Here is a 22520-nt window from a genome sequence, read left to right on the forward strand (position 1 = left end):
GCTCCGTGGGGGGTGTGGGGCGGCGCGGGGGCGTCGCATGTACGTCTTGCACCTATTCTCGAAGCCTGAGACCCGGAGTTGCGTGCCTCTTGATTTTCAAGGCCAGTGCCTCGGAACCCCCTGTGATTCCAGCGGATTTTCCAGGAGATGGGTCGGAAAACACTTCAAAAGGGCTTTGAGCGTCCGCGGAGGCTGCCAGCGTCGGTGAGCGGCCCTACCTTGGGCGGCATGAGCGCGCCACCCCGGAGATTGAACCTGGACTGGGTGCTGCCTTCGCTGGCGGTGGGGGGCCACTTCCCCATCGATACGGCGGAGCACCTCGCGGGGGCGCTGGGCATCCGCTGCGTGGTGGACGTGCGGGTGGAGGCCTGTGACGACGAGCACGTCCTGCGCGAGCACGGCATCACCTTGTTGCACCTGCCCACCGAGGACCTCCGGGCCATCCGTGGCGACCGGCTGGATGACGGCGTCGCGTGGGTGACGGACCAGCTGGCCCAGGGCCACAAAGTCTATATCCACTGTGAGCACGGGGTGGGGCGCAGCGCGCTGCTCGCCTTGTGCGTCCTGGTGGCGCTGGGGCACCCGCCGCTGGAGGCGCTGTCCCTGGCGAAGCGGCGGCGCTGGCAGGTGTCGCCCAGCACGGAGCAGCTGCGCACCTTCATGGCGTGGGCGGACGCCTGGCGCAAGCGTCACGCGGTGACGTGGGCTGTGCCCACGCTGGAAGCGCTGGCCGCGATTGCGCACAGCCACCTGACCCAGCCGCCGCCCTCTTCCCGTGGGAATGAGGACTGAGGGAGCGCCGTGATGCTGGTGTCCGGAGAACATCCGCGAGAGGTGGACCCGACCGCGGAGGCGCGTGCGCTGGCCAGCGCCTGGTGGGAGGTGGACGCGCTGCCTCCGGGCCTGACGCGTCACACGGCGCTGGTGTCGCTGCTCATCCGCGCGGGGGAGTGGGCGCAGGGCGTCCTGGACGCGGAGCAGGTGGTCCAGCAGGGTGAGGACGGCGACACGGTGCTGGCGCGGGCCTGTGAGTCCACGCTGCTGGCGCTGGGCCACGCGGTGGTGGCGTCCTGGACGGACGGCTTCCGCGCGGACCTGTCTCAGGTGGGCAGCGCGCTGGAGACGCTGGGCGGACTGGGGCTGCCGCCGCGGGTGCGGTGCAAGGTGCCTCGGGGGTATGCGCTTCAAGGCCTCTACCCGGAGAGCTACCTGGCGTCGGCGCGGGCGCTGCCGAAGCAGGGCGGTCCCTGGCGCGTCGTGGGCATTCGCGGCATCGGCACGGGGCTGGCGGGCGTGGTGGCCGCGGCGCTGGGCACCCAGGCGGTGTGCTTCGTCCGGCCTCGCGGGCATCCCTACCGGCGCACGTTGTCGCTGTCACCCGAGCGGACCGCGCAGTGGGTGGACGAGGCACGCGCGGGCTACCGCTTCGTGGTGGTGGACGAGGGGCCGGGGCGGTCCGGCTCGTCGTTCGGCGCGGTGGCCGAGTTCCTGGAGGCGCATGGCGTGGCGCCTTCGTCCCTGTACTTCTTGCCGGGCCACGGCGGTGACGTGGGACCTCACGCGACGCCGAGGCACCGGGAGCTGTGGCGCCGCGCCCAGCGTGGCGTGGTGGACTTCGAGTCGGTGATGGTGACGCCGGCCGAGCCCTCCCATTCGCTTGCGAGCTGGGTGGAGGACGTGACGGGCAAGGCGACCGCGCCGCTGGAGGACCTGGGCGCGGGTGGCTGGCGGAAGCACCTGCTGCACGACCTGCCGAAGGCGGCGTGGCCCCCGGTGCACCGTTGGCGTGAGCGCCGCAAGTACCTGCTGCGCGCGGGCGGCCGGCCGTGGCTGCTGAAGTTCGCGGGCCTGGGGGCCTATGGCGCGCGCGCCTATCTCCAGACGCGGGTGTTGGCGGACGCGGGCTTGGGTGTGCCTGTCTCGGGGCTCAAGCACGGCTTCCTGGTGCAGCCGTGGCTGGAGGAGGCGCGCCCCCTGAGCACGGTGGAGCGCGGTGGAGACCGCTGGGAGCTGGTGGCGCGCGTGGGGGCGTACCTGGGCTTCCGCTCGCGTCACTTCGGCCGGGTGGAGGATGGGTGCGGCGCCTCCTCGCGAGAGCTGTGGGAGATGGCCCGCTACAACACGGAGGTCGCGCTGGGCCGCGAGGTGGCGCAGGCGCTCCATGTGTGGATTCCCCGGCTGGGCGCGCTGGAGCGGATGGTGCGCCGGACGGTGACGGACAACCGGATGCATGCGTGGGAGTGGCTGGTGTTGCCCGGTGGCCGCGTGCTCAAGGCGGATGCGGTGGACCACCACCGGGCGCATGACCTGGTGGGCTGCCAGGACCTGTCCTGGGATTTGGCGGGCGCGGCGGTGGAGCTGTCGCTGGACGCGGAGGAGCTGGCCGCGCTCTGCGCCGTGGTGGAGCGCCACAAGGGCCGGCTCCCGCCCCTGGAGTTGCTGCGCTTCCACCGGCAGGCCTACCTGGCCTTCCAACTGGGGGACCATGCGCTGGCCGCCGCGTCCTACGACGCACACGCGCCAGACGAGGCGGCCCGGCTGCGGCATGCCGCGGCTCGCTACGCGGAGCTGCTGCGTCGTGAGCTGGCCCCGGCCAGCAGCCGTCCACGGACGGGCGGAGTGGGTGTGGGCGCGCAGATGTAATGACGGGCAATCCCCTCGTTACTGTCGCCCCCCGACATCTGGCGGCCCGCGGATGCCGAGGCGCTTGAAGCGGGCCAGGGCTCCGCGCATGGTGCCGGGGTGAGCTCCATTCCACATCCTGACTTCACGGCCGCGCGCTTCTCCCACTGTCCGGACGCGCGCTTCCAGCCGGCGCCCGCGGACGGCGTGTTGCCGGAGGGCTTCTTCACCACGACGAACCTGCCCACCTACGTGCGCGTGGGCGGCGCGTGGCGCATGCCTCGCGAGCCGCGCATGGACGGGGCGCTGGTGCTGGATGCGCAGGGCGAGCTGTGGATTCGCGAAGGCCGTCGCGTGCGTGCGGGCGAGCGCGTGGTGGTGGGCTTCGCGGAGGACGGCAGCGAAGGCGTGTACGTGAACACCGCCTACCTCGCGGGTGAAGGCGAGGGCGAGTTCAAGTTCATGACGAGCGCGGTGTCCCGAGAGAAGCCCATCGACTACGCGCACATGGCCCGGGTGCTGGTGGACGAGCGCGAGCGCGGGGGCTACCCCATCTGGGTGACGGGGCCGGCGCTGGTGCATTCGCGGGCGCGCGCGGACATGACGTGGTTCGTCGCCCATGGCTTCGTGGGCGCGCTGCTGGCGGGCAACGCGGTGGCGGTGCACGACATTGAAGCCTCCATCTTCGGCACCACGCTGGGGATGAGCGGCTCGGGCGAGGCCACCTCGGGCGGCCACGGGCTGCACATGCGCGCCATCAACAAGGTGCGGGCGGCGGGCTCCATCGCCAAGGCGGTGGACGCTGGGGTGATTACCAACGGCATCATGCACGCGTGTGTGGTGCATGGCGTGCCCTTCGTGCTGACGGGCTCCATCCGTGACGACGGGCCGCTGCCGGACGTGGTGACGGACAACCTGGAGGCGCAGGTGGCCATGCGCGAGCACGCGGTGAAGGCCACCATGGCGGTGATGATCGCCACGGCGCTGCACGCCATCGCCACCGGCAACATGCTGCCGGCGTTCGTCACGGAGCAGGACGGCTCGCTGCGGGAGCTGCCCACCATCTGCGTGGACTCGTCCGAGTTCGTGGTGAGCAAGCTGAAGGACCGCGGCACGCACCAGGCCTTCGGCGTGGTGACGAACGCGCAGGACTTCATGCACGTCCTGCGGCTGTACGTGGAGCGGGATTTGGCGGCGCGCGGGCTGCCGGTGCCGAAGTAGCGGGCGCCTCCCGGCCGCGACGGCGGGCCTGGCACCGGTGGCCAGGCTCGCGTCGGTGCCTCCACGTCAGAACGACTCTTCCGGGACCTCCATCAGGTCCAGGTTGCCGTGCTCCACCATGCGGGCGGCGTGGGCGACGCCGGGCAGCACCTCGTGGCAGAACCAGCGGGCGCTGGCGAGCTTGCCCACGTAGAAGGCGTGGTCCCCGGGGTTGCTCTTCATGCGCTCCTGCGCGACCTCCGCGTGGCGCACCAGCAGCCAGCCGATGACGACCTCCGCGACGGCGGCCAGCACGCGGTTGCCCTGCAGGCCCACGTGGTAGACGGACTCGCCCAGCTTGCCCATCAGCGTGCCCAGCATCGTCTCCAGGTCGCCCAGCGCGCGGCCCAGCGCGGCGCGCTCGGCCTCCAGCGCCTCGCCAGTGCGCTCGGCCGTCTCGCGAATCTGGGACAGAAGGCCCTGGAGCGTCGCGCCGCCGTCACGCGCCACCTTGCGCATGAGCAGGTCGAGCGCCTGGATGTGCGTGGTGCCCTCGTAGAGCGTGTCGATTTTCTGGTCCCGGATGTACTGCTCCACCGGGTAGTCCTGCAGGTAGCCGGAGCCGCCGTGGACCTGGAGCGACAGCGCCAGCAGCTCGTAGGCCTTCTCCGAGCAGTAGCCCTTCACCAGCGGCAGCAGCATGTCGTTGAGCGTGTCCAGCTCGCCCGCCTCGGTGGCGCGGTGGCCGCCCTTGCGCTCCACGCCGTCCTGGATGAACGCGGTGTAGAGACACAACGCGCGCATGCCCTCCGCGTGGGCCTTCTGCGCCATCAGCATGCGGCGCACGTCGGGGTGGCGGAAGATGGGCACGCGCGGCGCCGTCTTGTCCCGGGCCTGCATCAGGTCCGCGCCCTGGAGGCGGTCCTTGGAGAAGGCCAGCGCGCGGCCGTAGCCGGCGGACAGCGTGGCCATGGACTTCACGCCCACCGCCATGCGGGCCTGCTCGATGATGTAGAACATCTGCCGGATGCCGTCGTGGACCTCGCCCAGCAGCAGGCCGCGGCAGGGCTTCCCGTCGCCGAAGGTCATCTCACAGGTGACGGAGCCCTTCAGCCCCATCTTCTTCTCCAGCTTGGTGCACACCACGCCGTTGGCTTCACCCAGGCTGCCGTCCTCGTTCACCCAGTACTTGGGAACGACGAACAGCGACAGGCCCTTGGTGCCCGGCGCCGCGCCCTCCGGACGCGCCAGCACCATGTGGATGATGTTCTCGGACATGTCCGAGTCACCGTTGGTGATGAAGCGCTTCACCCCTTCGATTTCCCAGACGTCGTCGGAGACGCGGCGGGCCTTGGTGCGGGCGGCGCCCACGTCACTGCCGGCGTCGGGCTCGGTGAGCACCATGGAGCCGCCCCAGCGGCGGTCCAGCATGTGCGGCAGGAAGCGCTGCTTCTGCGCGTCCGTGCCCAGCCGGTCGATGATGCGCGCCAGCAGGTTGCCCAGCGTGTAGAAGGCCAGCGAGGAGTTGGCGCCCACCAGCAGCTCGAACGCGGCCCAGCCCAGGGAGGGCGGCGCGCCCATGCCGCCCAGGTGCGGCGGCTGCTCCAGCAGGTGCATGCCCGCGTCGAAGAAGGCATTCATCGCCTTCTTGAGTCCCGGCGGCAGCGTCACCTCGCCATTCTCGAGCTTCGGCGGGTTGTGCTCCGGCTCCTCGTAGCTCTGGGCCAGCTCGTTGACGCTGAGCTGGGCGAACATCTGGAGCATCTGGCGCGCGGCCGTCTCGTCCAGGTCGCCAAACGGTGCGTGGCCCAGCGAGGCTCGGCCGATATCGAGGAACTCGAAGAGGTTGAACTCGATATCGCGCAGGTTGGGGACGTAGTGGTTCGAAGACGACATCTCGGGCTCCTCGCGGGTGTGGGGCCGCGAGGCTAACCCGAGATTGATTCGCGAGTCAGTGACTCTTGAGCTGCAGGGTGGGCACCGCGCCCTCGCCGAGGACGAGGTGCACCTGGCCCACCTTGGACGCGAGGTCCTTGTAGGCCTCCAGCTCCTTGAGGCGCACCAGCAGCGGGTTCTCCGCCAGCACCTTGGCGGTCTGCGCCATGGAGCGGGTGGCGGCCGTCTCCTCGCGCCGCATGATGACGTTGGCCTCCGCTTCCTTCTGCGCCTGGATGACGCGGTTGAGCAGCTCCTTCATCTCACCCGGGAGGACGACGTCCTTGATGCCGAAGCGCAGCAGCTCCAGGCCCACCGTGTGGGCGCGGTCCTTCACCTGGGTGAAGAGGCTTTCGGCCACGGCCTCGCGCGAGGCGAGCAGCTCATCCAGCGTGCGCTCCGACACGGCCTCGCGCGCGGCCAGCTGCATGGCCAGGTAGAGGACGTCATCCGGCGCGCGGGACACGACGGCGAGCCGGCGCGCGTCCGAGACACGGAAGGCCGCTGACAGGTTGAGGCGCAGCGTGACGCGGTCCTTCGTCATCACCTCCTGACCGGTGACGTGGAGCAGGCGCTCACGCAGGTCGATGACGGCCAGTTGCACCTTGTGGGCGACGGTCCACGCGGCGTGGCGGCCCGGGGGAAGCTCGGCGTCCAGCACGCCCTCCACGTAGCGGAGCACGACGGTGCCCTCGGTGGCGGTGGCCTCCGTGTAGTCGCCGGCGGGGACCAGGGCCCGCACGTCGTCACGCAGCGGCGTGGTGGCGACACCCGAGGTGTCCACGCGCTCCACGCGCACGGTGGGCGCGCCGGGCGTCCGCTCGCGGCTGGGGAGGCGCTCCACCGTCCACACCTGGTGCAGGCCCCGGCCGAGCCACCGCACGGGGCGGCCCTTGTGGAAGAGGATGGCGCGCTCGTCGGCGCCGAGCTCGATGACTTGCAGGTCCGTCTCCGGCACGAGGGCCAGGAGGGCCGGGTCAAGCTGGGCGAGCGGCTGCTCGGTGCTCACTCGCACCAGCCGCACCTTCTGGAAGGGGTGGAGCAGCCAGTACCGGCCGGGGATGAGGTATCGCTTCGGCTTCTCGTCCACCAGCACGAAGGCCCGTTCGTTCTGCCCGACATCCACACGCATGATGCTCATCGCGCACCTCCTTTCCCCCGCAGGGGGAGCTTGAAGAACCGGGACGTTTCCGTGCGCGTTGTCGCGCGTGTCCCGGGCACTGCTGAAAAGTGAGGGCCCCACCGTTCACGGACGGATGAGCACGGACTGCCTGTCCTGGCCGCTTCCTGGCTGCTCGCGCCTGCGCGCCGGGCACCTTCCGCGGACGGCGGCAGGGGCTCCCGCTGGTGGCTCGGGAGGGGCTCTGTCGCCCTGGCGGAAGGCCGGGAATCGCGGTGGGAGGAGTGGGAAGCGGTGGACCCGCGCTCACGTCAGCTCGCGGCGGAACCCTCTGGATTGAACGAAGGAATCGAACCTTCTCCGCAGGATGGGGACCTGTGCTCTACCAGTGAGCGAGTTCAAAGCAGGCGCGGGCTGCGGCGCCTGCTTCCTGTTGGACCTGACGGAGGCCCGGCCGGGCGGTCCGACGCGAGGAAACCACTGCGAGCGATGGACCCGGGGACACCCCCTCTGGAACCTGGGCGCAGCGCGCCACGTCAAGAGCAGGGAGCCCGGGGACAGCCCCGTGACACCTCTGGATTCCGCCGGGGGCGACCGACGGGTCGTGGCGTGGAGTCTGACAACGTCGATGGCGAGCACGCTGGAGGCCGCCCACTTCGTGTGAAGGGGCGGCCGTTCTCCAAGCGACTTCACTTCACGTCGTCAGCGTCCTGGGGCACCAGCGGGATGGGCGCCTTCGCGGTCTGCTGCGCGGGCGTCGCCAGGATGGCCTCCTCCGGCTCGGTGGGCAGGAAGGAGGGTTCAGGCTTCATCGGCGTGCACTCGGCCGCGGTCTGGACGCCGGTCCGCTTCTTCCCCGAGGGCGCGCGCGACGGATTCGCCTTCGCTAGCGTCGCGGACGAAGACAGCTCGCACATGGGCGGCGTGTCCGTGTCGATGATGGGCTTCATCACCCTCGGCGGCGGCGCGTTCCGTGTTCCCTGGGACGACGAGCTCCGCCGCGCCGAGGACGACACGTCGCCCCGGAGCGCCGCGTCGCTGCGCTGAGTGGAGTCAGTCTGCGTATTCGCCAGCCCCTCGCTGCTGGACGTGGAGGTGGCCGTCGCCACCGCCGAGGGCGCGGGCTTCTTCGCCGCTTCCCCCAGCGCCTCCGCGAGCAGGTTGTTGCTCTCATGCATCTGGTCGCGCGCCCGCTCCATGCTGGCGTCATGACGCGTGAGCTGCTCCGTGAGGGTGGCTTGGTGCTGGTTGCGCTCCTGCTCGATGCTCGCCTTCAGCGTGTCCCGCTCCCGCGCCACCTCGCTCAGTCGCTGCTCCAGCGCGCCCTTCTCCGTGTTCAGGATGGTCTCCGCCCGGGACATGCAGGCCGTGAGGACCTTCTCCTCGGACTCCCGCTCCGGCAGGGATTCGCTCCGGTTCCACGCCATCAGCGCGCTGCTCTGCCAGCGGTAGTCCGTGTGCATCACGCACTCCTGCACCAGCCGCGTGAGCCGGTCCTCGGACCAGACGGGCACGGGCCGGGCGCAGGGCCCCACTTCCTCCTTGAGCGTGGAGGGAAAGGCCCGGGTCTGCTTCACCCAGCAACCGTCCCGCTGCTCCATTCGCACCGAGGTACACGCGCTCGCCACCATCGCGAGCGACACCGCAGCCACAAGCCTCATGTCTCCCTCCATCCCCTGCGCCCACCGGCCCGTGCTTCTCCGCGGGACGGTAGGAACGGCCCGGAGCCGCGCCCATGTCCGTGAGCCCTGGCGCTGTGTGGGAATGTCCGGGGACGGACCCTCACCGGCAGACAAGCGAGCGTGGAGCGACCCACCACGGTGCGTTGGCCAACGCTCCTGCCCGCGCGGGTCAGGCGCCGTCGCCCTGCTCGCGCCTGCCCGGTTGCCCTCCTTCGCGGCTTCAGCGGAGCAGCGCTTCCGTGTGGCTGAGCAGCTCCGGCCCGCCGGGCTGCCCGTGTCCGGGGACCACGACGCGAGCCTCCGGGAACCGCTGACTCGTGCGTGAGAGGCTCGCGGGCCAGGCCTCGACGTCCGAGTCCTCCACGTTGCCCAGGTTCGTCGCGGCGCCGTCCTTCACGAAGCAGCCGCCGAACAGCACACCGCTGTCCTGGTGCCACACGACGATGTTGTCCTTCGCGTGCCCCGGCCCTGGGAAGAACAGCTCCACGGCGCCCACCGTGCGCGTGTCGGCGAAGGTCTCCGAGGGGCCCGGCCGGCCCACGGACGTGGCAAGCCGCGCCGTCTCCTCCAGGCCATGAACGGGGATGCCACGCGGGACGAGCGCCGGAACACCGCCGAGCCGGTCCTCGTGAAAGTGCGTCACCACCGCGGCCCGCACCGGCCGGCGCAGCGTCTCACGGGCCCAGTCGAGCAGCAGCGCGCCCTGTCGTGCATCCCAGCCCGTGTCGACCAGCAAGGACGTTTCACCGTCCTCGATGATGAGCCCGTTGGTGGGGACGCGGCCGTATGGCTCCAACGTCATCTCCGTGACGTGCAGCCACACGCCAGGCGCGAGCTTGCGCACGCTCACGTCATCCGCCAGCACGTACTCGTCCGGACCCTGCGCCTTCGCGGGGAGGTTTCGCTCCACCGCCAAGGCGGGCGTGGTCCGGGTGCAGGCGGTGCTCAGCGCGAGCAGGGCAGTGGCACAAAGCCAACGAGGGGGCAGCAGCGTCATCGTCAAGAGGCCTCGGCAGCGGCGATGCCGCGTCGGAGTAGAGGGGTTCGAGCGGCACACCGAGGCGGGACTGGGACATGGCGCGGTGTGCCCCGATTGTACCGAATCAGTGCGCCTCGGAGAGATGGGAGGTGGCGAGCCAGCCCTTGCCGTCGAACCGGTAGATCCAGGTGGCGTTCCCCTCACCCCAGTCGACCAGGCCCTGTCCCGGAGGCAGGGACGCGTCATTGGAGACGTAGCGCTGAAGGCAGCTCAGCTCGCGCGGCAGCGTCTGGACTTCCCTCATGTGCCCGCCCCGTGTGAAGAGCACCTGCACGGGGACAGACCGGTTGCACGAGTAGCCCTCGCCCGGAAAGGCGTAGTCCTGCTCACCGTCCTGGTCGAAGTCACCCGGCACGCACGGCCATCCGCGCTCTCTCAGGACCTCCAGGTCCACGCCCACCTCCACGAGGTGGGGCGCTGCGTCTCCGACGGTGCCCTTGCACAGGCACCGGAAGTTCGTCTCCGGGTCGCAGCCCTCATCCACGAGCGCCACCGCCACCCGTTGCGGCGTCGCCTCTCCACGGAGGGGCGCTTCCGTACAACCCACTGCTACTGCCAGCACAGACGCCCCGATGCAGGTCCAACGCAGCTGATTCACGTGTCGATGCCTCCTGAGGGGGACGCCAATGCAAGCCCCGTGCACACCTTGGAAGGGCCGGTTCGTGGCCCTCAGGCAACGAAGGTGCGGTCCCAGAGCCACACGCTCAGCGCCGCTCCACCTCCCACCAGCCGAACCACATGGTCCGCTGCTCCGTGAGCTGGACCCAGCCGGGCGCATGCGCATACGCGCGAGGGAGCAGCCCCGCCGCCGTGACGGCCCGAGCGGTCTCCTCGAATGAATACAGGTGCAGCGTCACCGCCGGCCCCGCCGTCTGAATGGGCTGCACGGGCGCTTCGTGCCCCTCCAACCCCGGCCGCCGCTCCAGCACGGTGAAGAGCAGCTTGCCGCCCGGCTCCAGCGCCTCCGCGAGGTGCTTCAGCACGCGGGGCAGGTCGTCGCAGAAGTCCAGGCAGCCGATGGCGAGCGCGACGGTGAAGCGGCCCCACTCGGAAGGAATCGGCTGGTGGTAGCTGTGCGCATGCCACGCGCCACCGGGCCGCGCCGTCCGGGCCAGCGCGAGCATCTCCTCGGAGAGGTCGGTGCCGACCACGGCGATGGAGGCGCCCAGGCCCCGGGTGTGGAGCCCCGGCCCGCACCCCACGTCGAGCACCCGGGCGCTGGGCGCCACCACCGCATCGAGGAAGCGCTCCACCCGCTCTTCGTACCGGTGCAGCGCGGGAAAGAGCGCCTCATAGGCCGAGGCAATCTCCCCGTACACCTGCTTCACGCCCGCTTCCTGCGCATCCCGCGACACGGTTCCTCCGGCGCGTGCGAGCGCCCTGGCGGCGGAGTTGCCGCGCTCAGGCTCCGGCGTGCCGCACCCGCCGAGGAAGGCCTCGGCGGGGAACCCTAGCATGCAGCGCCTGCCTCAGTCCGTGACCTGCCGGAACACCGCGAGCGAGCGGCCGATGAGCTCGAACGTCGCGCCCTTCACCGGCTCCGGTCCCCGGTTGTCGTCGGTGGTGCAGAGCTCCAGCTCCCATCGCTGTCCCTGCGCGGCGGGCGGCAGCTTGTACGTCACCGGCTCATGGTGCGAGTTGAGCAGCACCAGCAGCGCGTCGCCGATGATGCGCTGCCCGCGCTCGTCCGGCGTGGGGATGGCGTCGCCGCCCAGGAGGAACGCCAGCGAGCGCACGAAGGGCTTGTCCCAGTCCTCCGCCTTCATCTCCGAGCCATCCGGCCGGAACCACGTCAGGTCCTTGTGCTCGGAGTCCCACAGGTGCTGGCCCTTGAAGAAGCGGCGGCGCTGGAGCACCGGCTGGCGGTGGCGGAAGTGGATGAGCTTGCGGGTGAACTCCAGCAGCTGCTGCCGCCGCTCATCCAGGTTCCAGTCCACCCACGACAGCTCGTTGTCCTGGCAGTACGCGTTGTTGTTGCCACCCTGCGTGCGGCCCATCTCATCACCCGCGACAATCATGGGGATGCCGGTGGACAGGAAGAGCGAGGCCAGCAGGTTGCGCTTCTGCCGCTCGCGCAGGGCGACGACGTCCGCGTTGTCCGTCTCACCCTCCACGCCGCAGTTCCACGACTGGTTGTCGTCCGCGCCGTCGCGGTTGTGCTCGCCGTTGGCCTCGTTGTGCTTGTGGCTGTACGTCACCAGGTCGTGCAGCGTGAAGCCGTCATGCGCGGTGACGAAGTTGATGCTCGCCTGGGGCCGCCGGCGCGCCTCCGCGTACAGGTCCGCGTTGCCCGTGAGCCGGTAGCCCATCTCACTGGCGAGGTTCTCATCGCCCTTCCAGTAGCGGCGCAGCCCGTCCCGGTACTTGCCGTTCCACTCGCGCCAGGGCGGAGGGAAGCCGCCCACCTGGTAGCCGCCGAGGCCCACGTCCCAGGGCTCGGCGATGAGCTTCACGCGGCCCAGCACCGGGTCCTGGTGGAGAATCTGGAACAGCGCCGCGTTGTGGTCGAACGCGCCTTCACCCGTGCGGCCCAGCACCGTGGCCAGGTCGAAGCGGAACCCGTCCACGTGCATCTCCGTCACCCAGTAGCGGAGGCTGTCGATGATGAGCCGCGCCGCCTGCGGGTTGGACGCGTTGACGCTGTTGCCGCACCCGGTGAAGTCCAGGTAGTGCCGCCCGTCTGGCATCAGCCAGTAGTAGCTCGCGTTGTCGATGCCCTTGAGCGACAGCGTGGGCCCCAGGTGGTTGCCCTCGCAGGTGTGGTTGTAGACGACGTCGAGGATGACCTCGATGCCCGCGGCGTGCAGGTCCCTCACCATCCCCTTGAACTCGGCGACGGCGGCCCCGGGCGTCTTGCGGCTGGCGTAGTACTGCTCCGGCGCGAAGTACCCCAGCGTGTTGTAGCCCCAGAAGTTGGACAGCTTCTTGTCGTCCAGGAACGAGTCGTCCGCGAAGGCATGCACCGGCAGCAGCTCCACCGACGTGACGCCCAGCTTCTGCAGGTGCTCGATGACGGGCGGGCAGGCCAGGCCCGCGTAGGTGCCGCGCAGGTGTTCGGGCACGCCGGGGTGGCGCATGGTGAGGCCGCGCACGTGGGCCTCGTACAGCACCGTCTTGCGCCAGCTGATGTCCGGGCGCCGGTCATTGCCCCAGTCGAAGAAGTCGCTCACCACCACGGACTTGGGGACGCCCGCCGCGCTGTCGCGTTCGTCGCGCGCCAGGTCCTGCTGCGCGTGCCCCAGCGGATAGCCGAACACCGGCTGGCGCCAGTCCACGTCGCCGTAGAGCGCCTTGGCGTAGGGGTCCACCAGCAGCTTGTGCGGATTGCAGCGGTGGCCCTTCGCGGGCTCATACGGGCCATGGACGCGCAGTCCGTAGAGCGTGCCCGGCTCCAGGCCCGGCACGTAGCCGTGGTGCACGAAGTCCGTGGACTCCGACAGGTCAAACCGTTCGATTTCGCGCGTCGGGTCCGAGGGGTCGAACAGGCAGACCTCCACGCGGGTCGCGACCTGGGAGTAGACGGCGAAGTTGACCCCAGAACCATCGAAGGTGGCGCCACGAGGCCAGGGCTTGCCCGGCCAGACTTCCCTACTCATTGCAGGCTCTCGATTCTGAAGGAAAGGCCCGCCCAATGTGGGATGGCCCCCTTGGGCTGGCAAGCGTCACGCGGCGGCGGCGTGGTCCAGTGAGCGCCAGGTTCCCAGCGCCCAGTCCCGCTCGTCCGGGTCGTCGAAGCTCACCACGCACAGGGCGCGGCGCTTGCCCGAGCTGCACAAGGCGGTCAGCCGGCACTCGCCCGGCTCCACGCGGAGCGAGGCCCGTCCGCTGACCCGCGCGCCGTGGTGCTCCAGGTCCATGGCCCGGCGCTCCATGAAGGAGGGCATGAGGCCGTCGGCGCCGCCGTCCTCCAAGGGGACGAAGCGCACGCTGCGTCGGTGGTCCCGCGCCACCCACGTTCCATCCTGCAGGTGCGCCTCCGCGAGCGACCCTGGAATGCGAATCTCCCAGCCCGCTGGCAGCGCCACCTGGACCTCGCCCCGCCGGTAGCCCAGGGGCGGGCCGCCGGGGGCCTGCGAGGCGCGCCGGTGGACCTCCTCGGCCAGGGTGCCGCCCACGCCCAGGAAGCCGAGCACCTCCTGCCACTCCCGCCAAGGGTAGGGCAGGGATGGGTCCTCGCGCCATGCCTGCTCCAGCAGGCGGGCCACGTCGCGCAGCAGGTGGCGCTCGTCGTCCAGGAGCGGTGGGCGCCAGACCACGTCCGTCCACAGGCGGCACCGCGCGCGGTTGAGTCGCATTCGCGCGTTGATGCCCGGCGTCCACCAGGGGAACACGTCGATGCCGCGGCGCGGGTCCTCGTACACGTCCACCAGCCAGCGCGCGTCGCGTGGCCCCAGCGGCGTCAGCAGCGCGCCGGGATATTCGAAGGTGTGGCCGAAGCGCATGGACAGGGCGAAGCCGGACTCGCCGTGGCTTCGCATGCGCAGCACCCGCCCCACGGCCTCCTGGAGCGACGCCAGCATGTGCACGTCCACGGGCCCGGCGTCGCCGGTGTGGAAGTAGCCGGTGGGGTCCCCTCCCTTCGAGGACGCGCGTCCCTCCGCCCAGGCGATGCCGAGCGCGTCACCCATGGCCCTCAGCGTGTCACAGAGGAAGCGGTGGTAGCCGGGGCCCACGGCGGAGGTCTCCGCGGACACGGAGACGTGGGCGCCCGAGGTGGCCACCAGCAAGACTTCGCCCGCCGCCGGGTGCAGCCGCAGCCGGAGCGTGGGGGCGCCCAGGGGGCCGGTGCCCAGGACGGCGTTTTCGAGCAGCTCGCCGAGGCGCTCGTGGAACCACGACGACATCCGCTGGAGCCAGGGGATGGGGCCCTCGGGAGGGGAGAACAGGTGTTCGCTTCCCCGTCGCCTCCCGGCCAATGCCAACTTCACGCTCATCTCATCCCACCCCGCTTCTGAACCGTGGTTCAGGTTCTGTTCACTATTTCAGCGTGGCTCTCCTCGCAGGTGCCACCGACGGGCAGTGGCTGCCCGCTCGTCCTCAACGTGGTCACGCACGGCAGGCGTGGGTGCATCCATACGGCGGGCCGTGTGCGGGCACCCCATCCGAAGTCATCAGCATCCGTTCAGGCAGGGGGCCCGCTGCCAGGTGCCCTTTGGGGAGGGTGCCCCCAGCTTGGAGGAAAGGAGGCCGCCATGAGCAAGAAGGACGTGTTGCATATTCCACCTGAAGCCGTACCCACCGCGCCTGACCGGGATGCAGACACCGAGGACGCGCAGCGCTCGCCGCGCGGCAGTCCGCCCACGCTGCAGCCGGAGGGTGGTCCCGCCGGCACGCCGGGGACGGGTGGCAGTCAACGCATCATCGAGCCGGTGAAGTCACCGCAGCCGAATCCGGGCTTCAGCGTGAGCTGAGTCCGTCGCTGATGACACAAATGGCGATGCCCGCGGCACGGTCGCCGCGGGCATCGTCTTGTTGCCGTGAAGTGCGGGCCGGCCTAGCGCGTGGAGCCCGTCTCCGGGAGCGGCGTGGGCGGCGTCATCCGGGTGTCTGGATCCGTCATGCCGCTGCCGCCGGCGCCCGGCTCCAGCGTGGAGTCGTCATCGACGTCCAGGTCCGCGGGGTCCGAGGTGTCGAGCGGCTCGACGTCACCCGCGCCGCCAGTGCCCGGCTCGCTGCTCATGTCCGGGTCCAGGTTCGGGTCCACTTCCGTACCGGTGCCCGGGTTCAGCGTCGGGTCCGCGTTGGGGTCCATGTTGTTCGGGTCCATGGTCTCCGACTCCGGCGACAGGGCCGGGTCATCCATGCCCGTGCCGCCCGTGCCAGGTGGTGTCGTGGTGTCCGTACTGGTGCCGGTGTTCGGGTCACTCATCGTGCCCATGCCGCTGGTGTCCGAGGTGTCCGTCGTTTCTCGGGTCGCGCCCGAGTCGGACTTACAGGCGGTGCCAAAAGCGAGGGCACCGGCGGCGAGAGAGGCAAGGACGGCCTTCGTCTTGAGGCGCTTCGTCATGGTTCGTTCTCCGGTCGGTTTGTGTCTGGCTGCTGCTGGCCGGGAACGTGAGCAGCCGATGAGCGGTCTGCTAGAGGCCCCTCCCATGGCCGCCTGCTCTCCAGGCGGCGGCGGGAATGAAACGCGGGGACGGCTTGCCACGCGCGCAGTGTCCTTCAGTCGGCGCTGTTGGGGCCCACCAGCCGCGGGCGGTCGTCTCCGCGGTTGCCCTGCGCGCGCCTGCGGAGCGAGTCGCGCCAGTTCGGCGTCAGCAGGGGACACTCCGCCAGCAGCGCGGCGTCCTCCGGCGCGTGGCCGTGCATGGCGTGGTGGGCGAAGGCGACGGTGAAGGTGGGGAAGGGCCGCTCGAGCAACGCCACCGCGTCGCCTTCCTGGACGGGCCCCTCCTCCAGCACGCGGTAGTACCAGCCGGTGCGGCCGGTCTGCTGGAGCAGCAGCGACAGGTCGCGCTGTCCCCAGCGCCGCGCGGGCTTCCAGCAGGGCTGGCGAGGCTGGGACACCTGCACGCGTGCGCCGCCCACGCGCAGCACGTCTCCGATGCAGACGTCCGCCTCCGTGCCCTGGGAGAACACCCAGTTCTCCCCGAAGGCACCGGGGCCGACGTCGGCTCGCGCCAGGCGTTCGCGCCAGAAGTCATAGTGCGTGACGGGGTAGGCGAGGACCGCCTTCTCCGGACCGCCATGGACCTTGCGGTCCGCCTGGCCATCTCCGGCGAGCCCCGTGCGTGACAGCCACACCGGGCCTGTCACCGGCTCCTTGAAGATGGCGCTGGTCCAGGGCCGCTCCAGCGGCGAGGTGGCACCGGCCACGCCCAGCTCCCGGGGCATGCCCACTCGCAGCGACAACAGGCGCGTCACGAGGGTCTCCATGCCCGTGGGACAAAGCAGGGGCGGACGCACCTGTCCAGCACGGCGACGCCCCATCAGCGACACCGCGAGGCCCGCGGCGCCGGGATGGGGCGCTTGCTTCAGGGTGACGCCGCGGGGCTAGAAGCCGGTGCCCGCGTCGTTCAGGACGCCGGAGGGCGCGGGGACGGTGTTGGACGTCCCGGTGCCTGTCGGGGCGTCGAGCCCGGGCGTGGTGCCGATGCCCGGCGTGGGCAGCACCCCGGAGCCGCCCGTGCCCGCGTCCGCGCTGGAGGGCGTGGTGCCGGGGACGGTGGACGTGGCGCCCTCCGCGCCCGTGTCGTAGGGCGTGGTGCCGGAGCCGCCCGTGCCCGGCGTCGTCGTGGACGTGCCCGGGGGCAGGGTGTTGGGGTTCGTCGCCGGGGGCAGGGTGTTGGGGTTGGTGTTCGTCGAGCCCGTCTGCGGCGTCGTGCCGGGGCCCGTGCCCGGCGTCACCGTCTGTCCGGTGGACGGGTCCACCTGCGCCACCTGCACCGGCGCCTCCGTCGCGCTACACGCGGTTGCCAACGCCAGGCTGCCCGCCAGTGCTCCGGCCCACATCCAACCCCGCTTCATCTGCTTCGCCATGGTGCTCCCTCCTTCGTGGGTGTGTGTTTCAGCTTGCGCGCGTGGGCTCGCCGCGCCCCGAGTGACGCGGCGGCTCCGGTTTCTGTGCTTCCTTTCGGGCGGGATGGCGCTTCAGCCTGCGCTCCGACAGCACCAGCAGCAGGGCCGGGAAGGCCACCAGCATGATGAGGAGGTTGGTGGCGAAGCCCAGATTGGCAAGTGCGCCAATGGAGTTGAGGCCCGGGTGGTCAGCGAGGAAGAGCGCGCCGAAGCCCATCGCGCTGGTCAGCAAGCCGCCGCAGATGGCCTTCCCCGTCTCCGAATACACCGACACGAAGTCATGGCCCGGTGACGACAATCGCGTCAGCAGGTGCACCCCCGCGTCCACCGTCGTTCCGATGAGAATCGGGATGACGAGGATGTTGAGGTAGTTGAACTCCAGCCCCAGCAGCGGCATCAGCCCCAGCAGCGCCACCAAGGACACCACGGTGGGGGCCATGCACAGCAGGGCGATGCGCAGACCGCCCAGCGTCAGCCACATGGCCAGCAGCACCGCCAGCGTGGTGCCTCCGAGGATGCGCGGCGCCTCGTGCGTCACCATGTCGAGGATGTCCGCCATCACCATGGACTCGCCGGCCGCGGAGACGCGCGAGCCATCCGGTGTCCCCACACCGCGGACCTCCCGCGCCAGCGCGCGGACCGCCATCCCGTCCGACTGGTCCACGGACGGGTAGACCATGACGAAGCTCCCCGGCGTGCCCTGCCGGCCCAGGAACTGTTGCTGGACGCTCGGCGGCAGGTCGTCACGGGTGAAGGGCGGTGAGGCGGCCTGCCTGCGCAGCGACGCCACCTGCGCCCGTTGCCGGGCCTCCAGCCGGTCCTCCGGGACGCGCTCCAGCAGCCGCGAGAGGTCCTGGAGGACGCGCTGCTTGCGCGGCTGCTCGGTGGGCACCAGCGAGGACAGCGAGGCCACGAAGTCGATGGTGGAGTCCTGGCCCCGCTCGCGTTGCCGCGCGTGGAGCCGCTCCACCATCGCCTGTTCCTCCTCGGGTGATTGGGTGAGCACCACCACCGGGCTCTGCGAATAGCCGATGAGCCGGTTGACCTCGCGGTCCAGCGTGAAGGACGGCAGGTCCTGGTCCTCCAGCGAGCCGAAGTCGAAGTCGAAGCGCACGCGCCCCGTCTGGCTCAGCAGCCCCAGCAGCAGCACGGCGGACACGGCGGTGATGACGTGCCGGCGGCGCAGCAGCAGTTGTCCCATGGGCGCGCGCGCGGTGGTGACGGAGGCGCGCCGGGGCGTCCACCCCCAGCGCGAGGCCAGGCCCAGCAGCGCGGGCAGCACCAACACATAAGCGGCGATGAGCACCACCATGCCCACGCCCGCGATGACGCCGAACTCACGGAACGCGCGGAAGCGCGAGGTGCCCAGCACGAAGAAGGTGAGCGCCGCCACCAACGCGGAGACGAGCGCCGCGCCGCCGGTGTGCGTGAAGGACGCGCGCGTGGAGGCCTCGGACGTTTGGCCTTCGCCGCGCAGGTGCAGGTAGCGCCCCAGCAGGTGGATGCCGTGCTCCAGGCCCAGGCCTCCGAGGATGGCGCCCAAGAAGCCCGTCAGGAGGTTGACCTCGCCGAAGACGAGCGCCACCAGGCCGTACGTCCACGCCAGGCCCGCGCCCACGGGCGTCAGCACCAGCCCCACCGCCAGCGCGCTGCGGAAGTGGAAGAGGAGGTAGAGCAGCATCAGCGTGGTGGCCACCGCCGAGGCCACGCCGATGTCGCGCGCAATCTGCTGCTGCTGGTCCAGCTTCTTCTGGAAGGTGCCGGTGATGCCCACCTTGAAGCCGGCCCCGTACTTGGACAGGTCCTGCGCGGCGAGCAGCCCGCGCACCTCATCCGTCACCCTGCGCGAGAAGCCCAGGTCCGCGGACGTGGTGTCCGGCTTGGCCAGGAGCACGATGCGGCGCTGGCCCTCATCCAGGTAGTAGTCACCCTGGCTGCTGGACAGCCGCTGCCCGGCGCCTCCCGCGTACTTCGCCTCCAGGTCGGAGAAGTCCAGGGACGGCGGCTCCTCCTCCACCAGCGGCACGTAGAGCGGGTTGGCCTGCTGCTGTTCCCATTGGAGGCGCGCCTCCAGGCGGCGGTGCACCTCCCGCAGGTCCTCCTCCGACAGGAAGTACAGGGCCTTGTCGCGGAAGAAGGCGCCAGGGCGCCGCGACTCGACGAAGCGGATGCCGGGCAGGGCCTCCAGCTTGGGGGCCAGGTCATCCGCGAAGCGCTTGAGCACCTCGGGGTCCGCGCCTTCGCCCACCACCACCACCCAGCCGAGCGCGCCGAAGCGGCGCTCCAGCTCCCGCAAGTCTTGCACGCTCTCGAAGGAGGACGGCAGCAGGTCCACCAGGTTGGCGTTGAGGTGCAGGCCGCGCGCGAAGAAGCCACCTGTGGCGGCCAGCACCAGCGCCAGCAGCAGCGCCACCACCGGGCGCCGGTGGTTGTGCGCGGCCATCGCGCCCAGCGCGCGCTCCACGCGCCCCATCCACCGCGGCTCGCCCGGAGGCGTCGTGTCGTTCGGATGCGCTCCCATCATCGGCCCGCGGCCACCACCCGCGGCCCCGGCCCTCCCGGTCGCGCGGAGGGCGGAGCGACTTCCCCTCCCTCGTGTGCTCGCACGCGCGAGCCCGTGTCGCCGGGGAACGTGACCATGGCGGGGGTGCGATGCAGGCGTCTACGTCTGCTTGTCTGCCCACCAGGGAGGGACAGCCAACAGCGCGCATGGCGCCCATTCAACCCGCCGCATTCGCCTGGGCGGCGGCGTGTCGGGGGGGGCACAAGCAGGCGAGCATCCGCTCGAAGCGCGCGTTACACGAGGCAGGTGATTCGTAGCCTTACTTTCCGCCTCACGGCATAAACGCGTTGACTCTCCCGTTAGCGCGTGCCCAAGGTGTCCGGCGATTCGGCCAGTCAACAGATGCAGGTGTCGAAAGCATGAGTGAGAAGCGTTGGTCGGAGCGGTTCGAGGGCGCCATGGGCCGCCTGGCGGTGCGGAACCACCGGAAGCCCTTCCAGGCGCTGCTCCTGGCCCTGGTGCTCACCGTGCTCGGCGCGTACTTCGCCAGGACGCTGACGCTCAACGCGGACTTCGTGGGGCTGCTGCCGAAGAACTTCCCCAGCGTCCAGGACATCGAGAAGCTGCGCAAGCGCTTCGGTGGCCAGGGCAACGTGGTGGTGGTGGGGATGGGCGCGGACCCGGAGGTGCTCAAGCGCTTCGCGGACGACCTGGCGCCGAAGCTCGGGGCGCTGTCGGAGATTCGCTACGTCTCCCACCAGCGGCCCCGGGCCTTCTTCGACGAGCACTCGCTCTACTACGTGGACGTCGAGGACCTGGAGACCATCCAGGAGCGCATCGACGCGCGCATCCTCTGGGAGAAGCAGCAGGCCAACCCGCTCTTCGTCTCGCTTTTGGAGGAGGACCCGCCGTCGGTGGACTTCGCCGACATCGAGCAGAAGTACACCGGCCGCGCCAACCAGCGCCTCTCCGGCCAGGGCGACCTCTATTACATCAACCCCACCGAGCGCATGGTGGTGCTGATGGCGAAGCCCCGGGGCAGCGCCGCGGACCTGAACTATTCGAAGAAGGTCGTGAGCCAGGTGGAGGACTTCCTGGCGACGCAGGACCTGTCGAAGTACGGGCCCGGCTTCAAGACGGCCGTCACCGGCACCTTCAAGAAGAAGATTGATCAGCAGCGCGTCATCGTCGGGGACCTGGCGAGCGCGTCCACGCTGGCCATGGTGTTGCTGCTGGCGTACCTGGCCTTCCACTTCCGCAGCGCGCTGTCGGTGGGCCTCACCATGGCGCCGGTGATGGCGGGCCTGGGCTGGACATACGGCTTCGTGGGGCTGGCCTACGGGCAGGTGAACCTCCTGACGGGCTTCCTGGCGGCGGTGCTGGGCGGCCTGGGCGTGGAGCACGGCATCCACCTGCTGGGGCGCTACACGACGCTGCGCTCGGAGGGGATGGACTCCGAGGAAGCAGTGGATGAGTCCTTCCGGCACACCGGCTTCTCCGCGCTCATCGCGGCGCTGGTGGCGGCGCTCACCTTCCTCAGCCTGGCCATGTCGGAGTTCAGGGCGTTCCGCGAGTTCGGCATCATCGCCGCGGTGGGCATGCTGGTGAGCATCTTCTCCTACGTGCTGCTGCTGCCCGCGATGCTGGGGCTGGCCACGCGCCTGGGCTGGGCGCCGCGGGTGCAGCAAGCGGAGTCGGCCGGGCCGCTGAGCCTGCTGGCTCGCTGGCTGCCGCGCTCCTACCGGGGCGTGGGCCTCGTGGTGGGCGTGGGCGTGCTGGCGCTGGTGTCCCAGGCGCACCGCATCTCGTTCAACTATGACTCGCGCACGCTGGAGGACTACAAGCAGGCGTCGGCGGTGCTGGACCAGAAGGTGAACGACATCCTGGGCTACTCGCAGACGCCGGTGGTGGTGCTCACCGACTCGCAGGAGATGGAGCGCGAGGTGGTGCGCCAGCTGGAGGCGCGCAAGGTGGCGCGAGGCAAGGACTCCACCATCGACTTCGTGGGCGCGCTGGATGACCTGGTCCCCAAGCGGCAGGACGAGAAGCAGGCCATCCTGCGGGCCATCTCCACGAAGCTGGAGAAGCTGGACCCGGAGCGGCTGCCCGAGGACACGCGCAACACGCTGACGCGCGCGCTGAACATGGCGAAGGCGAAGCCCTTCACCCAGGAGGCCCTGCCCGCCAGCGTGCGGCACCAGTTCGAGAGCCTGGATGGCAGCACGGGCGGCGTGGTGCTGGTGTACGCCGGTGGCGTCAGCCTGTCGGACGGCGAGGGCACGCGGAAGTTCGCCAAGGAAGTGCGTGGCCTGCAGATGCCGGACGGCAGCCAGGTGTCGGCGGCGGGCGAGGCGCTCATCCTGGCGGACATCCTGGACATGGTGTCGCGCGAGGGGCCGCGCATCCTGGCGGCGGCGGTGCTGAGCGTGCTGGTGGCCATGTGGCTGACGCTGGGCAAGCTGCGCACCGCGCTCATCTGCATGTTGCCCACGCTGCTGTCCGTCGTCGGCCTGGTGGGGCTGATGTCGCTGCTGGGGCTGCAGTTCAACTACCTCAACATCATGGTGCTGCCGGTGCTGGTGGGCACCACGGTGGACGCGGGCGTGCACCTGGTGCAGCGGCTGGGCGAGCGCGGCGCGGACTTCGTCTCCGTGTACGCGGAGACGGGCCGGGCGATTACGGGCGGCCTGCTGACGAGCGCCATCGGCTTCGTCGCGCTCATCCTGGCGAAGCACCCGGGCCTCAACTCCATCGGGGACCTGGCCAACCTGGGCTTCGGCATCAACCTGGTCATCGTGCTGCTGGGCTTCCCGTCGCTGCTGCTGATGGTGGAGCGCTGGCGCCGCAAGCACAGCACGTCTCCGGAAGAGCAGACCGAGCAGCCCGCGCCGGAGGCGTGAA

At 70.5% G+C, this 22520-nt stretch carries 17 protein-coding genes; 5 read left to right on the forward strand and 12 right to left on the reverse strand.

From position 1 onward, the window contains the following. The first annotated feature begins 204 nt into the window (after window positions 1–204). From HV824_RS14320 to HV824_RS14330, 3 genes are all read left to right on the forward strand, one after another. The gene (locus HV824_RS14320; RefSeq protein ID WP_368670987.1) at window positions 205–792 is read left to right on the forward strand and encodes a dual specificity protein phosphatase family protein; all 588 of its coding nucleotides are present in this window, start codon (window positions 205–207) and stop codon (window positions 790–792) included. Between the two features lie 12 nt (window positions 793–804). Continuing rightward, window positions 805–2643, forward strand: a complete 1839-nt coding sequence (locus HV824_RS36885) for a hypothetical protein (RefSeq protein ID WP_217917388.1) — start codon at window positions 805–807, stop codon at window positions 2641–2643. 99 nt (window positions 2644–2742) lie between these two features. Then, window positions 2743–3843, forward strand: a complete 1101-nt coding sequence (locus tag HV824_RS14330) for a hypothetical protein (protein ID WP_176419548.1) — start codon at window positions 2743–2745, stop codon at window positions 3841–3843. 66 nt (window positions 3844–3909) lie between these two features. Here HV824_RS14330 and HV824_RS14335 read toward each other — a convergent pair whose 3' ends face one another. The 8 genes from HV824_RS14335 to HV824_RS14370 all read right to left on the reverse strand — a co-directional run bounded on the left by HV824_RS14335 (window position 3910) and on the right by HV824_RS14370 (window position 14532). After that, window positions 3910–5718, reverse strand: coding sequence for an acyl-CoA dehydrogenase (locus tag HV824_RS14335; protein WP_176419547.1), 1809 nt, complete (start codon window positions 5716–5718; stop codon window positions 3910–3912). 55 nt (window positions 5719–5773) lie between these two features. Next, window positions 5774–6898, reverse strand: coding sequence for a slipin family protein (locus HV824_RS14340; protein WP_176423510.1), 1125 nt, complete (start codon window positions 6896–6898; stop codon window positions 5774–5776). A 668-nt stretch (window positions 6899–7566) separates the two neighbouring features. Further along, entirely contained in the window at window positions 7567–8538 is a 972-nt protein-coding gene (locus HV824_RS14345; RefSeq protein ID WP_255208028.1) for a hypothetical protein, read from the reverse strand. Between the two features lie 241 nt (window positions 8539–8779). Then, window positions 8780–9556 carry a subclass B1 metallo-beta-lactamase gene (bla, locus tag HV824_RS14350; protein ID WP_176423511.1) on the reverse strand — a complete coding sequence of 259 codons (777 nt, stop codon included), beginning with the start codon at window positions 9554–9556 and terminating at the stop codon, window positions 8780–8782. 106 nt (window positions 9557–9662) lie between these two features. Then, window positions 9663–10196, reverse strand: a complete 534-nt coding sequence (locus tag HV824_RS14355; protein ID WP_176423512.1) for a hypothetical protein — start codon at window positions 10194–10196, stop codon at window positions 9663–9665. A 106-nt stretch (window positions 10197–10302) separates the two neighbouring features. Then, window positions 10303–11055 (reverse strand): class I SAM-dependent methyltransferase, encoded by a 753-nt coding sequence (locus tag HV824_RS14360; protein WP_176423513.1) that lies wholly within the window; start codon window positions 11053–11055, stop codon window positions 10303–10305. 12 nt (window positions 11056–11067) lie between these two features. Continuing rightward, window positions 11068–13194, reverse strand: a complete 2127-nt coding sequence (glgX, locus tag HV824_RS14365) for a glycogen debranching protein GlgX (protein WP_176423514.1) — start codon at window positions 13192–13194, stop codon at window positions 11068–11070. 66 nt (window positions 13195–13260) lie between these two features. Continuing rightward, on the reverse strand, window positions 13261–14532 hold the full coding sequence (locus HV824_RS14370) for a hypothetical protein (protein WP_176423515.1): 1272 nt from the start codon (window positions 14530–14532) through the stop codon (window positions 13261–13263). A gap of 258 nt (window positions 14533–14790) precedes the next feature. Here HV824_RS14370 and HV824_RS14375 point away from each other — a divergent pair, with 258 nt between their 5' ends. Continuing rightward, window positions 14791–15009: a hypothetical protein gene (locus HV824_RS14375; RefSeq protein WP_255208029.1), complete on the forward strand. Its 219-nt coding sequence runs from the start codon at window positions 14791–14793 to the stop codon at window positions 15007–15009. Between the two features lie 83 nt (window positions 15010–15092). Here the strand turns inward: HV824_RS14375 and HV824_RS14380 are convergent, their stop codons facing one another. The 4 genes from HV824_RS14380 to HV824_RS14395 form a co-directional block, all read right to left on the reverse strand. After that, window positions 15093–15605, reverse strand: a complete 513-nt coding sequence (locus HV824_RS14380; RefSeq protein WP_217917387.1) for a hypothetical protein — start codon at window positions 15603–15605, stop codon at window positions 15093–15095. A 155-nt stretch (window positions 15606–15760) separates the two neighbouring features. Next, the gene (locus tag HV824_RS14385; RefSeq protein ID WP_368738059.1) at window positions 15761–16462 is read right to left on the reverse strand and encodes an MOSC domain-containing protein; all 702 of its coding nucleotides are present in this window, start codon (window positions 16460–16462) and stop codon (window positions 15761–15763) included. A 129-nt stretch (window positions 16463–16591) separates the two neighbouring features. Then, on the reverse strand, window positions 16592–17077 hold the full coding sequence (locus HV824_RS14390) for an Erp protein (RefSeq protein WP_176423518.1): 486 nt from the start codon (window positions 17075–17077) through the stop codon (window positions 16592–16594). A 28-nt stretch (window positions 17078–17105) separates the two neighbouring features. Next, window positions 17106–19637, reverse strand: a complete 2532-nt coding sequence (locus HV824_RS14395; protein ID WP_255208033.1) for an RND family transporter — start codon at window positions 19635–19637, stop codon at window positions 17106–17108. 401 nt (window positions 19638–20038) lie between these two features. On the opposite strand from HV824_RS14395, the gene HV824_RS14400 reads away from it, so the two are divergent. Further along, window positions 20039–22519 carry an RND family transporter gene (locus HV824_RS14400; RefSeq protein ID WP_176423519.1) on the forward strand — a complete coding sequence of 827 codons (2481 nt, stop codon included), beginning with the start codon at window positions 20039–20041 and terminating at the stop codon, window positions 22517–22519. The last annotated feature ends 1 nt before the right edge of the window (window position 22520 follow it).

The sequence above is a fragment of the Myxococcus sp. AM009 genome, from assembly GCF_013372605.1.
GTDB lineage: Bacteria > Myxococcota > Myxococcia > Myxococcales > Myxococcaceae > Myxococcus > Myxococcus vastator.

What these genes read in the sequence shown, in the direction of transcription:
- HV824_RS36885 (WP_217917388.1), top strand. Translation starts at nt 805, where the DNA reads ATGCTGGTGTCCGGAGAACATCCGCGAGAGGTGGACCCGACCGCGGAG.
- HV824_RS14335 (WP_176419547.1), bottom strand. Translation starts at nt 5,718, where the DNA reads ATGTCGTCTTCGAACCACTACGTCCCCAACCTGCGCGATATCGAGTTC.
- HV824_RS14340 (WP_176423510.1), bottom strand. Translation starts at nt 6,898, where the DNA reads ATGAGCATCATGCGTGTGGATGTCGGGCAGAACGAACGGGCCTTCGTG.
- HV824_RS14345 (WP_255208028.1), bottom strand. Translation starts at nt 8,538, where the DNA reads ATGAGGCTTGTGGCTGCGGTGTCGCTCGCGATGGTGGCGAGCGCGTGT.
- bla (WP_176423511.1), bottom strand. Translation starts at nt 9,556, where the DNA reads ATGACGCTGCTGCCCCCTCGTTGGCTTTGTGCCACTGCCCTGCTCGCG.
- HV824_RS14360 (WP_176423513.1), bottom strand. Translation starts at nt 11,055, where the DNA reads ATGCTAGGGTTCCCCGCCGAGGCCTTCCTCGGCGGGTGCGGCACGCCG.
- glgX (WP_176423514.1), bottom strand. Translation starts at nt 13,194, where the DNA reads ATGAGTAGGGAAGTCTGGCCGGGCAAGCCCTGGCCTCGTGGCGCCACC.
- HV824_RS14370 (WP_176423515.1), bottom strand. Translation starts at nt 14,532, where the DNA reads ATGAGCGTGAAGTTGGCATTGGCCGGGAGGCGACGGGGAAGCGAACAC.
- HV824_RS14375 (WP_255208029.1), top strand. Translation starts at nt 14,791, where the DNA reads ATGAGCAAGAAGGACGTGTTGCATATTCCACCTGAAGCCGTACCCACC.
- HV824_RS14380 (WP_217917387.1), bottom strand. Translation starts at nt 15,605, where the DNA reads ATGACGAAGCGCCTCAAGACGAAGGCCGTCCTTGCCTCTCTCGCCGCC.
- HV824_RS14390 (WP_176423518.1), bottom strand. Translation starts at nt 17,077, where the DNA reads ATGGCGAAGCAGATGAAGCGGGGTTGGATGTGGGCCGGAGCACTGGCG.
- HV824_RS14395 (WP_255208033.1), bottom strand. Translation starts at nt 19,637, where the DNA reads ATGGGAGCGCATCCGAACGACACGACGCCTCCGGGCGAGCCGCGGTGG.
- HV824_RS14400 (WP_176423519.1), top strand. Translation starts at nt 20,039, where the DNA reads ATGAGTGAGAAGCGTTGGTCGGAGCGGTTCGAGGGCGCCATGGGCCGC.